Annotated in this window: 17 protein-coding genes; 1 reads left to right on the top strand and 16 read right to left on the bottom strand. The window is 39.2% G+C overall.

The annotated features are described in order from the left end of the window. Window positions 1-18 precede the first annotated feature (18 nt). The 14 genes from nusA to QM887_RS06520 all read right to left on the bottom strand — a co-directional run bounded on the left by nusA (window position 19) and on the right by QM887_RS06520 (window position 9,908). On the bottom strand, window positions 19-1,155 hold the full coding sequence (nusA, locus tag QM887_RS06455) for a transcription termination factor NusA (RefSeq protein WP_414271030.1): 1,137 nt from the start codon (window positions 1,153-1,155) through the stop codon (window positions 19-21). Window positions 1,156-1,197: 42 nt separating this feature from the next. After that, window positions 1,198-1,677, bottom strand: coding sequence for a ribosome maturation factor RimP (rimP, locus tag QM887_RS06460; protein WP_000338687.1), 480 nt, complete (start codon window positions 1,675-1,677; stop codon window positions 1,198-1,200). Between the two features lie 126 nt (window positions 1,678-1,803). After that, complete coding sequence (gene trmB / locus QM887_RS06465) at window positions 1,804-2,439, bottom strand: tRNA (guanosine(46)-N7)-methyltransferase TrmB (RefSeq protein WP_049504281.1); 636 nt, start codon at window positions 2,437-2,439, stop codon at window positions 1,804-1,806. Next, window positions 2,436-3,230 (bottom strand): cell cycle regulator CcrZ, encoded by a 795-nt coding sequence (ccrZ, locus tag QM887_RS06470; protein WP_414271031.1) that lies wholly within the window; start codon window positions 3,228-3,230, stop codon window positions 2,436-2,438. Before ccrZ ends, trmB begins: the two co-directional genes overlap by 4 nt. A 161-nt stretch (window positions 3,231-3,391) precedes the next feature. Then, complete coding sequence (locus tag QM887_RS06475; protein WP_414271032.1) at window positions 3,392-4,003, bottom strand: lysostaphin resistance A-like protein; 612 nt, start codon at window positions 4,001-4,003, stop codon at window positions 3,392-3,394. A gap of 30 nt (window positions 4,004-4,033) precedes the next feature. Continuing rightward, the gene (blpZ, locus tag QM887_RS06480; RefSeq protein ID WP_414271033.1) at window positions 4,034-4,282 is read right to left on the bottom strand and encodes an immunity protein BlpZ; all 249 of its coding nucleotides are present in this window, start codon (window positions 4,280-4,282) and stop codon (window positions 4,034-4,036) included. A gap of 41 nt (window positions 4,283-4,323) precedes the next feature. Next, a complete protein-coding gene (locus tag QM887_RS06485) occupies window positions 4,324-5,013 on the bottom strand; it encodes a lysostaphin resistance A-like protein (RefSeq protein ID WP_414271034.1) in 690 nt (229 codons plus the stop codon). A gap of 214 nt (window positions 5,014-5,227) precedes the next feature. Beyond that, the gene (locus QM887_RS06490; protein ID WP_414271035.1) at window positions 5,228-5,539 is read right to left on the bottom strand and encodes a role in replication; all 312 of its coding nucleotides are present in this window, start codon (window positions 5,537-5,539) and stop codon (window positions 5,228-5,230) included. Between the two features lie 714 nt (window positions 5,540-6,253). Then, on the bottom strand, window positions 6,254-6,658 hold the full coding sequence (locus QM887_RS06495; protein WP_414271036.1) for an immunity protein: 405 nt from the start codon (window positions 6,656-6,658) through the stop codon (window positions 6,254-6,256). After that, a complete protein-coding gene (locus tag QM887_RS06500) occupies window positions 6,655-6,807 on the bottom strand; it encodes a hypothetical protein (RefSeq protein WP_414271037.1) in 153 nt (50 codons plus the stop codon). The genes QM887_RS06495 and QM887_RS06500 overlap by 4 nt, the downstream gene beginning before the upstream one ends. A 199-nt stretch (window positions 6,808-7,006) precedes the next feature. Then, a complete protein-coding gene (locus QM887_RS06505) occupies window positions 7,007-7,363 on the bottom strand; it encodes a hypothetical protein (protein WP_414271038.1) in 357 nt (118 codons plus the stop codon). A 113-nt stretch (window positions 7,364-7,476) separates the two neighbouring features. Next, window positions 7,477-8,814: a sensor histidine kinase gene (locus QM887_RS06510; RefSeq protein ID WP_414271039.1), complete on the bottom strand. Its 1,338-nt coding sequence runs from the start codon at window positions 8,812-8,814 to the stop codon at window positions 7,477-7,479. 13 nt (window positions 8,815-8,827) lie between these two features. Further along, on the bottom strand, window positions 8,828-9,565 hold the full coding sequence (locus QM887_RS06515) for a response regulator transcription factor (protein WP_414271040.1): 738 nt from the start codon (window positions 9,563-9,565) through the stop codon (window positions 8,828-8,830). Window positions 9,566-9,569: 4 nt separating this feature from the next. Further along, window positions 9,570-9,908, bottom strand: coding sequence for a LytTR family DNA-binding domain-containing protein (locus tag QM887_RS06520; protein WP_414271041.1), 339 nt, complete (start codon window positions 9,906-9,908; stop codon window positions 9,570-9,572). Window positions 9,909-10,186: 278 nt separating this feature from the next. Here QM887_RS06520 and QM887_RS06525 point away from each other — a divergent pair, with 278 nt between their 5' ends. Further along, window positions 10,187-10,516, top strand: coding sequence for a helicase BlpT (locus QM887_RS06525; RefSeq protein ID WP_414271042.1), 330 nt, complete (start codon window positions 10,187-10,189; stop codon window positions 10,514-10,516). 176 nt (window positions 10,517-10,692) lie between these two features. On the opposite strand, the gene QM887_RS06530 is transcribed toward QM887_RS06525, so the two are convergent. Together QM887_RS06530 and QM887_RS06535 are read right to left on the bottom strand one after the other, a co-directional pair. After that, complete coding sequence (locus tag QM887_RS06530) at window positions 10,693-11,742, bottom strand: ABC transporter permease (RefSeq protein WP_414271043.1); 1,050 nt, start codon at window positions 11,740-11,742, stop codon at window positions 10,693-10,695. Further along, a complete protein-coding gene (locus QM887_RS06535) occupies window positions 11,739-12,470 on the bottom strand; it encodes an ABC transporter ATP-binding protein (protein WP_049526885.1) in 732 nt (243 codons plus the stop codon). Before QM887_RS06535 ends, QM887_RS06530 begins: the two co-directional genes overlap by 4 nt. Window positions 12,471-12,493 lie beyond the last annotated feature (23 nt).

Raw genomic sequence — 12,493 nt, forward strand, 5'->3', positions numbered from 1 at the left:
TCCCTCCTCTAGCAGTTTTTATTCTTCAACAGTATCGTTTTCTGCTTCCAAGTCTACCAAATCAGCTTCTTCCATGGCTTCAAACTCACTGGCAGACTTGATATCGATACGATATCCTGTCAAATGAGCTGCCAAACGAACATTTTGTCCACGGCGACCGATGGCAAGAGAAAGCTTGTTATCTGGCACAACGACCAAGGCACGCTTGCTGTCGTTTTCATCAAAGATAACTTGGTCAACTTCTGCAGGAGCGATAGCGTTGTAGATAAATTCAGCTGGATCGGCTACCCATTCGATAACGTCGATGTTTTCTTCGATTGGAACCATACGATCGCTCTTGGCATCGTAGCGAGCTGGGTGGAATTTGCTAGTAATTTTCTTGATGTTAGCACCACCACGTCCGACGATTGTCCCGATCGCATCCACGTTTGGATTATGGCTACGAACAGCAACCTTGGTACGGTCACCTGCTTCACGAGCAACACTCATGATTTCAACAGTTCCGTCATAGACCTCAGGAATTTCTTGTTCCATCAAACGTTTAATCATTTCTGGATGGCTACGACTCACAAATACGTTCACACCACGAGGATTGTCTTCAACCTTGTAGACATAAACTTCGATACGATCATGAGAAGCAAAAACTTCTCCAGGAATTTGGTCTTGTTTTGACAATTGAGCTTCGATGCTGCCAAGGTTGACATAGATAAAGCGATTGTCGAAGCGCTCCACTGTACCTGACATAATTTCTTGCTCATGCTCTTTGTAAGTATTGTAGGTAATGGCACGTGTTTGCTTGCGCATTTTTTCCATGATGGTTTGTTTGGCAGATTGAGCTGCTACACGACCAAACTCACCTGGTGCTTCTTCAAATTTAATCTTGTCCCCAAGCTCGTAAGCTGAGTTAATGGCAAGAGCATCTTTTAAGCTGATTTCCAAACGGCTATCAAATACTTCATCAACAACTTCACGGACAGTATAAACTGTAAAGTCACCTGTCTTTTCGTTGAAATCAATGGCTACGCTATCAGACTGCCCATAGCGTCTGCGATAGGCTGAACGAAGCGATTCCACCACTGCATCAATGATGTCTTCTTTTTTGATTCCCTTGTCTTCTTCCAAAATGCGGAAGGCCTCTAGCATTTCTTTACTCATCTTCTATTCACTTTTGAATCTTCAAAAGCTTCCTTTCTTTTACTATAATTTTACTGCTAAACGTGCTTTTGACACCAAACTGTATGGGATTTGGACCGTTTTCTTACGTGTCTTGTCCATATATTCCATAGTCAACTCATCCTCTTCAAAGGCTAGCAAGGTTCCTTCAAAGACCTTTTGCTTATCGATGGCTTGGTAAAGTCCAACATGGATGTATTTCCCAACTGCTCCAGCGACTGCTTCCTTGGTTTTCAAAGGACGTTCCAAGCCTGGGCTGGTGATTTCTAGGAAATATTGTTCTGGGAAGGGATCTGGCTTGATAGTATCTAGGACAGGACTGATAATCTCTGTCAAGTCCGCTGTGTCGTTCAAGGTAATTCCCTCTGGTTTATCTACAAAAATACTAAGAATCATGTCACTGCCAATCTTTCCGTACTCGATATCCACGAGTTCAAAGGGAGCTTCAATGACAGGTTCTACGACTTCTCTGACTAATTCTACGATAGTTGCGATTGCGTCCACCTCCTCATAAGCAAGAGGCGAAGATATTTCCCCGCCTCACTTTCTCATATTCTTACTTATAGTATAGCACTTTTGACTACTTATGTAAAGTATAAGCACTCAGAAGGCTTGATTTTAAGCTTTTTCTTAAAATTCTGCCTCAACTCGATAGATGACCTGACCCTTACTTGAGAATTTTTCTTCATATTCTGTCATGACATTACCTTCAAAGTCGCTGGCGTGCAAGTCCAACCAAACTCCATTGAGCTTCATGCCGTATTGAGAAAAACTCACTAAGCTATATTCAAATAAGCCACGGTTATCTGTCTTGAAATGAATCTCACCGTGTTCAGGCAAGATACGCTTGAAGGTATCCAAGAAACTTTTATAGGTTAGACGACGCTTTTCATGGCGCTTTTTAGGCCACGGATCTGAAAAGTTTAGGTATAAGCGATCAATCTCACCATCTTCAAAGTAGTCGGTCAAATCAGAACCATCAACCCACAACAACTTAATATTGGGTACAGCGACTTCCAAAACCTTGTCCAAGGCATAACTCAAAACAGACTTTTGAATATCAATCCCGATATAGTTGATATTAGGGTTTTGTTTGGCCATACCTGTCACAAAAGCACCCTTACCACTACCAACCTCAACATGGATAGGATTGTCATTTCCAAATAAATCTCGCCATTTTCCTTTGGCTTCTAAAGGATTTAAGACAACATACTGAGGATTAGCCTCTAGTAATTCTGTTGCCCCTTTACGATTTCTAACTCTCATCTCTTCTTTCCATACTTGTCACGGAAGATACGCAAGGCATAAATCTCCCGATTGACATTTTCTAGATCTTCATTTGTATAATATTTGGCAATCTGGCTCAAGAAGGATAACTGAGCATACCAAAATAGTTTGCTGATGACTGTTTGGTTGTATTTATAACCGTAATAAGTCAACCACTCTTTCCACTGATAGTCTGGAATATAGTGACATAGCATATGCGCCACATCAAACATGCGATCCGTTAAACGAACGGAATCCCAATCCACTAAATAAATAAGACCGCTCTCTGTCTCAATCCAATTACTATGTCGTACATCTCCATGAACGATCGTTGCATAATCTTCCCTAAAGTTTGGCAAGCTTCCTCGCAAATCCTCTACTACCATTCTTAGATATTGATTGTTCTTCAAGGATTCTGGAGCATCTTTTAACCAAGCCTGAAGCAAGTCAAAAGGTGTTTCTAAAGAATAGCCCAAACGAGTCAATTGCGTCATCAAAGGACGCGAACGATGCAAGCGACTCAGAATATTGATAATCTGCTTGCGATTCATATCATAAGGGGTCAAAATTTTACCATTCAACCATTCTTGGGCACACATATCACGCCCATCCGATAAACGGCGAGTCCATAATAATTGAGGAGCGATTTGTTCCTTGGCTAAACCAGGTAGGATTGGAGAGGTGTTCATTTTAATAAAGACGCGCTTCCCATTAGGGTAGCTTCCCATATAAGCTTTCCCGCTTTTCCCAGGTATAGGGGTCAGCGTTAGCTCAATATCACCCAAGTCCATTTCTTTCCTCCGTATAAAGTTTCCTTACTATTCTACTAGTTTTTAGCCTATTCGTCAACCAGTCCAGACCTGATTCTCAAATAAAAGCCTCTGGGGTGGGTCGGGTTATCATTATAGAAAGAAAAAGGTAAGCACAATCTCCTACTTACCTTTCATGATTTTTATAAATAAAATAAGAGTGGCCAACTGTTGTAAAACATGTGGACTAGAGTAGAAACCCATAGATTTTGGCTCTTTTTATAAGCAAAGCCCAGTAACAAGCCCCCAAGTAGATAAAAAATAAACGAAGGGACATTAGAAGGTCCATGCATGAAAGAAAAGAGAGAGGAAGTTAGCACAAGCCCTAACCAAGAATTTTCAAAAACCGCACCTTGAAGAAGTCCCCTGAAAATGAGTTCCTCCTGGATGGGTCCAAAAACTGAGGTAGTCAAAATCAAAGACAGAGAAATTCCTCTGCTGACTTCCTCCAAGTGTTGAACTCCTGCTCCAGAAGAAACAGCGAAAAAATGAATATAAACTAGCGTCTCAAGCACACTTAGAAGAAAGGTTACAATGAACAGCAAAACTTGTTTCTTGCTTAACATCCCAAAAGAAATCATTTCAAACTTTCTAGCATAAGCAACACTCAGAGAGGTTACTAGAAGACTTACAATAATCAATGCAGACTCATTTTGAAAAAAATCCCCATGGTTAATCGTATAAGGAACTGTAATGACGATTAGTAGTACTAAAAATCCAAAACAAAAGGCATGAAATTTATCAAAAAACTCCATAAAATTATCCTCCTCAACAAACAGACTTCCCTACACGTCATCCTTAAGCTCTAACCTTTCCAAAACAAACCATTTGAGTAACCAAAATCCAACCACATAACCACCCCCTAAGAAGATAGCCATTAAAGATAGCACAGGATTCAGGAAATAAAAGACCATCACAGATACAAAGGTGAGCACAAAAACGTTAAAGGCAATGGTGTCGGAAGCCAAATCTAGAATATAGGGTGTCAACCAGTCTAAGGTTTTTGAATCTAGGAAAAACAAGTGTTTATACATGATGACCTCCTCTATGGCTGAAAAGTAAGACTTTTGATTTTTTACCCCAAGACCCTATGTAGAAAAGTGAGCAAAAATGGTAAGTTTGCGATGATATTATTAACAATATGAATCGTGTAAGAAGGATAGATAGTCTTTGTATAGCGTGTCAAACCACCAAATATACATCCAACTGCTGTATAAACCAGAAGGTCTAGTAGACTAGGAAAACTTGAAAAATGGGGTAAGGCGAACAAAACCGACGGAAATAGAATATCCAGTCCCCATCTTGAATTCTTAAAGAAGGCATGTTGAAGCAGTCCCCTACATACCAATTCTTCCATCAGAGGTCCTAGTACTATTAAGGTTAGGTAAACTCCGAACTCTGCAAAATTGGTCTCACTATAAGCAATAAACAAATTCCAACCTTCGTTTGTCCCCTGAACATGTTTAGCTGTCAGATAGTTAAAGCTTATAAGAACGACAGCTACTAACATCGTCAGAACAGAATAACTCAACCACTTTTTCCTAGGGATACGAAAGAGATAAGCATGGCCCGACCTAACCAAGAACCACATCATCAAACCGATAAAGAGAACACTGATGATGTTTCGAATCCAGATAAGATTTCCTACCCAAGACGAGAACTCCCAATAATTTCTCCAAAATTGGGTTGTCCAAGACAACCCGAAAAACAAAAATAAATAGGAAAGAACTGCACTCGTTTTGAAAAGAATAGGATATTTTTTCATAGAAACTCCCTCATAGCTTTGCTATCGTAGCTGCCATCAATTATCATTTAATCCTCCAGCATTCAGTCTCGGTAGCTATCACCATGACTTTGATAAGCCAATACATCTACCCTTGTGTACTTTTGTTGCTGTTAAAAACTTTATATTTTTCATCATCTAGGCAGTCAATTCTTTTCAAAATGATAGACCATCATCCTTTTTCTACCTAATCATTTTATAAAACTTGATAGTCTCGATGAAAAGCTTTGGCAGATACCACTCTATGATTCGTGAGGTCAAGATAATCTCCTGGATAGCCAAGGACATACATACTATAACCAGCAAAACCTCCTCCTGCCGTTCCGACTAGGCCAATTTTGAGATTGGTTGCAAGAGAAGACTGAAGGCCTGCCATTAAAATTCGGACATGATTGTCTAGCCATACTATGTAATTCTTTTGCAAGGCGTCTTCTACCCAACCTGGTTTAGGAGTATCTTTACCAATTTCCCAAACTTCTACTATTTGATTTTTATATTTTGCTTGCATCTTTTTAATCTTTCTTTTAAGATTCTCACAGGGTTTTTATGTTCTTCTTGCCTGGTCTATGTTTTACCAGACTATAGATCGTAACAGGGGTACTTACCAGTACAAGAACATGTCTCCAGAGTTCTGTTGAAATCATGAGTACTCTTATACAAAGAACAAGAGATAGCAATATTATTACAACTCGAGCAAATAAATCTAACAATTCGACATACTTTTTCATATGATTCCTCCTTTTAGAATCATCAAAATAAGGATTCAAGAATTTTGCATTTTACAGATGATCCTTAGCAGATATTAATTTAAAACTATTCATTCTATTTAGATGATCCATTACAGACCTATAAAACTTCTATGTTCAAGATTCAAAGTGGCTTTTCTCCATTTTTTTATTGAACTGAACGAAGATAAAAACCGAAGCAAAGTATGCTAGTGCATCCATTACATAATACCACTCATTTCCCCTAAGCGGATAAAGACAAGTTTGCATGATTACATACAAGATGACAATCGTAATTATTTTTTTCGCCATAAGAATCACTCCTTTATTTCAGTTTAGCATTGGTATCCTTGTGATTTTTCACTTTTAGTATAGCACTACTTTTTTAGGCTTTGCATCCAAATCTTAAATGGTCATCAAAAACTCTTAAATTGCAAGAACCCCTCTTGAAAAATCCCGTAGTCTGAACACACTGCCTGTAAGTTCTTTTTGTGATCTTACTTTTTATAATACTTCAAACCCCAAATGAGCAGCAGCATGATGATTAAGCAGAGAACAGAAGCAATATAACCAATCAGTTGTTGATAGGATTCTGCCGCCGTCATACCCCTATACAAACCGATAATCGACATAAAGCCTGTCAATCCGATGAACATGAGTTGATTGGTTCTAGGATTGACCAACTCATCATCTTCAAACTTTCTCACTCTCATTTCTCTAGTGAGGTAAACAATCACCAAAATAGAAGACAAGTTGATAATCACCAGAAGCAATTGGAAAACCAAGGAAAAATGTAAAAACTGACGAGATAGAAATAAATAAGTAGAGATCAGTACAGGTAACTGACCTAGGAACAATCTCGCAAGGAAGATGTTCCGTTTTTTAGCAAGAAAAGTTTTCATTTCTTTGCTCCTTTCTTTTTAATGATAGCAAAATAGATCATAACTGCAATCAGATAGGCTATGGTATAAAATAAATGATACCAATTACTCTCCCCAAGCGGAGACATGATTAGATACAAGATGAAAATGACAAGTATTTTTTTCTTCATAAGATTTCCTCTTAAATGTGTGCTTTATTTTAGTTGAGCTATATCCTTTACACTGCTAGTATAGCACTCATTTTGACCTTGGATCACTCAAATCATGAATGGTCGTCAAAACCTCCTAAATTGTAGAAAAGATGAAAAAAGCAAGCACGGAAAATATGCTTGCCCAAATAAAACATAACAAATTAAAATGCACTCATCTTTACTTCCCTTTTTTCTGATACATTCTCATAATAGCTAGGACGATAAATGCTACCCAGCTTGCTAAAACTAGAAGAGTGAGGCCTGTATGTAAGATTTCAGGTGTCCTTTCTATTCGGCTGATGAGACGGACTAAGGACACCACTGCCATCTGAATGAGGAGTAAGGATTCTGCCCTAACCAATGATGTCTGCTGATTTTCAACTGCATGTAAAAATGCTGGTAGCAATACACAGGTTGCAACAATTATAATCAGATTAGCTCCTGTACCTTCTCCCTCATTGACTAGAGAAAACATGAGAAGATTGGATAGGATAATCAGTACAGAACAAGCTATAAAATAAGATTTCTGGTTCATTTATTTTTCCTCGAATATTATAAAAAGTCAGGCTGGATAAGGACAAATCGTTGCAATGTTTTTCAACCTAAAATGCCTAGGTCCTCTTGTTCACACATTTTCTAATCAGAAGTTTACAGCAAATGAACCGCCAAAACCTGACGAAAGACTTGATCTTGACAGGTGGTATTGAGACTGGCATTGGGATAACTTTCCACAATCTTCATGACAGTATAGAGACCAACCCCTCGGTTCTCCCCTTTAGAACTAACTCCAAAGGAGAAGATTTTTGAAACATCTATGCCCTCTTCTTTGATGGAGTTTTCAATGATAAAGGTCTCCTGTGCTCCATTTTTTAAAAAGGCAATTGAAACGCGAGGTCGACTGGTCTCTAGACTAGCTTCAATAGCATTGTCACAAAGGATAGACACAATGGTTAGAAAATCAAGCAGGCTCATACTCTCGACTTGAATTTCCTCAGGAACTTCGACATTAAAGACAATATCCTTTTCTCTGGCTTTTATAAATTTTCCAGCTAGGAGACTTTTGAGGGCACGGTCACGAACATTCACCAATCTGCCCAGGTCATATTTATTATCCTGCAATTTTTCACTAGAATCCTTCAAGACAGAGTCGTAGACCTCTTTTATCTGCTCCATATCCTCCTCTTCAATACCCAGACGTAAGCTGGTCAAGAGGTTGGTGTAGTCATGACGAAAACTCCGCACTTCCTTGTAAAGTTCCTCTATATGCCGACTATAGCGTTCCATATCTCTGTAGCGCAAGGCCTGCTCTTGGTCCAATCTCTCATGGAGTTTGTCCTTCAAATAGGTATCCAGCTTCTTGATAATCCCCATAAAAAAGAGTAGATAAAACACTAGGATGAGATGGCGAACAGTCGTTGATTGAATACCTTGTTCATATTCAAAGAAAGACAGACTTTGCATCACTAGATAGTAAGCCCCCATTATCCAGTTAATCTTAGTCAGGGACTTTTGAAAACCTTTATCTAGAATCTCCTTTCTCAAGTTAGTGAAATCATAGTCCAACCATTTCAAAAAGACTAAAACTATGAAGCAAACGAATATCGTCATCAATAAAAAGATAGGATTGCTATCTTTATCTACAATTTCTTGTCCCCAAAATGGAAGCACAAAATAGGAGACCCCTCTATAAAAGAGATTCACCAATATCATTGGAAAGAGACCATAAAAGAAGAGGAGTTTTTTAGGAAGCCCTCTTAACAGTAAGAAAGACAAGCCGATGCCATACAAGGGTTCCATAAAATAAAATAGGAAACTATCTCCTACCATATAGCCAATCATTAAAAAAACAAAGGCCAACAGTATCTTAAAAAGAAAGGCTTTAAAAATCCTCTCAAAAGTGAGACTAATTCCATCCACCTTAAAGAAAATGACAATTTCTAGTCCATGAGTAATAAGTGTATACAATAATATCCAAGCAATATTCATAAACTCTCCTAGCTCAATGCAAGTTATTGATAGCTTCAGACACTTCCCTGACCTTATAACGCGCTATCATACAGCTTCCACCATTGGGAAAGTAAAGAAGTTTTTCTTTTTTATCCAAACGAACCACATTGGCAGGATTGATGAGAAAAGAGCGATGGCACTGCAAGAGACGGGGTTCCTGCTTGAGAACCTCCTCTAAACTCGCTGTAAATTCCAGCCTGTCTGTCTTGGTATAGAGAATAACACGATGGGCCCTGGGCGACGTTTCGAGATAGTAAACCTCTTTAAAAGGATACTGGAATTGGGCAAATTTTGATTTGAAGTAAAAGCAATCTTCCGCCAGACTCTTACTGTCTTGACTATTGGCATAGAGAAGAGCTGTCTCGATCCGAGATTCAAACTCCTCTGCCGACAAGGCCTTATCAATGTAGTCAAAAGCAGACACTTGGTAGCGAAAGGACAGGGGCATAAACTCCGAGTGAGTCGTCACAAAGACAATCAAGGCATACGGATCCCGATCCCGAATCTTTCTAGCCACTTCTAGACCCTTCATCTCCTCATTTCGAATCTCAATATCCAAAAAGAATAGCTGATGGGCCCCCTTCTCATGCACCTCTGCCAGCAATTGATCTGGCTTGCCAAAGACTTCAAAAGAACTGGGAATGATGTGATGTGCTTTCAAAAGTTTTTCAATCGTCGTTTCAATCCTAGCTTGTTGGGAAAAGTCATCTTCTAAAACAAATATTCTCATCTTCTTACTCTCCTTGTTTCAACCATTTTTGGCGAATTTCTCTATAACGACGCCTGGCATACTGAACAGCATATTGACCTTCTTCTCCAAGAAAGAGGGTCTTTGATTGGAGTTCCATGGATTTTACTCGTTCAAGGTTGACCAGACAATTTCGATGACATCTCGTTAAGCTTTCCCCATATTGTTTTTCAAGCTTGCTTAAATTTTGAAACAGATCAAAGCTAGCGTCTTCTGTAACAATCTGCACGGTATGAGCTTTCCTTGGATGCGTTTGGATGTAGTAGATATCCTTTATGTTTAATTTGAAAATTTCTTTCTCTTTTTGGATGATGATATAGCTCATGGATAAAACCTCCTGAAGAGAGGATACCATAAGTCTAGAAATCATTTTTTGCCAAATCCTAAACGGTTCTTAAAAATTCCTAAAGAGTCGAAGTTTTTTCAAAATAACTATGATAACCTTACAACTATTTTATCATAAAATCCCACTATTACCATTCAGGAAATTTCAATGACAATTAAAGATTTGAAAGTAAAAAATGAGTAAAAAGTGATAGGTTAGGATTATAGAAAGACAAAGGCTTAAAACAACTTTAAAACCATCACAAAGGAGGAATTCTCATGACGGATACAAACCCAATCAAAACTGCTCAGACACTGATAACTGAGTTAAACAAAGCTTACCAAGTCTGCAAACAGGCAACAGCTGATGATATCCGCTTTCAGGAGCAACTGGACAATATCCTCCGCTTTCTCTCCAAAACTGAGACAGTGGATAATCGATTCTTGATTGAGCTGGAAAAATTTTACCAAACTTCCAGTCTTCTCCTGGGCCTCAGTGCCCTCAATCCAGATGCTCCTACTCGCGACGCTTGGAGAGCTTATGACCGCTTCCACTTTGACCAAGTCAAAACCAAGTTGAGTCTCTACGGGCCAACCCTTATCTTGTAGTAACTAAAAAGAAGCTGAGACAGATTGAACTCAACTTCTTTTTTAGTATCATATAAGCAATGTTATAGTCAATGAAAATCAAAGAGCAAACTAGGAAGCTAGCCGCAGGTTGCTCAAATCATCGCTTTGAGGTTGCAGATAAAGCTGACGTGGTTTGAAGAGATTTTCGAAGAGTATTAGTCCTGCATCTGACGTTTCACCTGATAAGGGAGATACAAGATTTGCAAGACCAATCCAGCTCCAAGCAGGGCTAGAAGGGCTAGTTTTTCTTGGAGGATAATCAACCCAACTACCAGTTGAACCAATAAAACAAAACCAGTCAATCCTCGGACAACTGCCTGTAACCCTTTTTCCTTTTGCCCCTTGTCTAGCGGGAAAAGTTGGGTCAAATATTGATAATCAAAGGCATGATAGAGGGCCAGCAACTGGAAGAGTAAGAGATAGTTAAATAAAACCACCACTGCTGCGGCTATCCAAGCTTGCTCGATAAAGATCAACGCCAGCAAAGATAGAAAGAGGAGGCGAAGACTGAGGGCAAAGAGGTCTCCATTTCGCAGATAAGAACGAAGATAGAGGTTCTGCCAAATCTTGCTCGGCACCTTCTGGACTGCTTTTAGGATAAAATCTAGATAAGCTCGTCTCTTGACACTGTTTGAAATTCCCTTAACTTGGGTAAAGAGGGCAAAGAAGCGAAGCAAGAACTGCTTGCGTTTACTTTCTTGGGCAATCACATAGTCCCAGTCCAGATGATTTGCACTAAAAAACTTGCCAGCCTTTTTCTGAAACAAAAAATATTTCCCGACTCCCAACAGAAGAACATAGATACCAAAAACTCCTAAGCCTAAGCCCATGGCTAAAAATAAAGGAGCAAAAAATAGCAAAAAGAGAGTCTGTACACTAACCCAAAAGATGAAGGAAACTAAACTTTGCTTCTGGATATGTTCCCTTACTTCTTCTTCAGCTACTAAGAGAAAGAGCTTATCAGGCGCTTCCACATAGGTTGCTATTCCTCCCCAAAGTAAGAGTAAAACAGAGACAATCCCAATTAAACCTAGGATTGGTAAGTGATTTTCAGGAAAATGCTGGAGCAGCTGACTATACTGATAGGCTAGAAAACCTACTAAGACCAGTAAAAACAAAACAAAGTGATCATTGAGCACATAGCGCAGATAACCGACACACTCTTTACGAAAAGCCTGCTTTCGCTTTAGAAACAAGTCTTTCATCGGTCCTCCTCTTTGGTCAAAGCCAAATAGATATCATTGAGACTTGCTTGAGGCATAGCAAAAGCTTGTCTCAGCTCTTCAAGATCCCCTTTAGCTCTCACTTGGCCTTTATGAAGAATGACAAAAGAATCACACATTTTTTCAGCAGAGTCAAGAACGTGGGTACTCATGAGGATCGACTTCCCTTTTTTCTTTTCAAGATCCAAAAGCTGAATCAAATCCGAAATTGCCAAGGGATCAAGACCAAGGAAAGGTTCATCGACGATAAAGAGACTCGGATCCACAACAAAGGCACAGATAATCATGACCTTCTGCTTCATCCCTTTCGAAAAATGAACAGGAAACCAATCTAACTTCTGATCCAAACGGAACATCTTTAAAAGAGGTTCTACACGTTCAAAAGCTAGGTTTTGCTCAATTCCATAGGCCATGGCAACCGTCTCGATATGTTCTCTGAGAGTTAATTCTTCGTACAAACTAGGAGTTTCAGGAATGTAACCAATCTGCTGACGATATTCACGAGGATTGGCACCTAAGGTTAGCCCGTCAATGTTTATTTCTCCACTATAAGGTGTCAAAAGTCCAATAATTTCATTGATGGTCGTTGATTTCCCTGCACCATTCAAACCAATCAAACCGACCAACTGCCCACTTTCGACTGTAAAGGACACATCTTTCAAGACAGGGACATGAACATAGCCCCCTGTCAGGTTTTTAATTTCTAACATATTTTCTCCAAATCTGGTATAAT

The organism is Streptococcus infantis (assembly GCF_047460875.1).
Taxonomy (GTDB): Bacteria; Bacillota; Bacilli; order Lactobacillales; family Streptococcaceae; genus Streptococcus; species Streptococcus infantis_AA.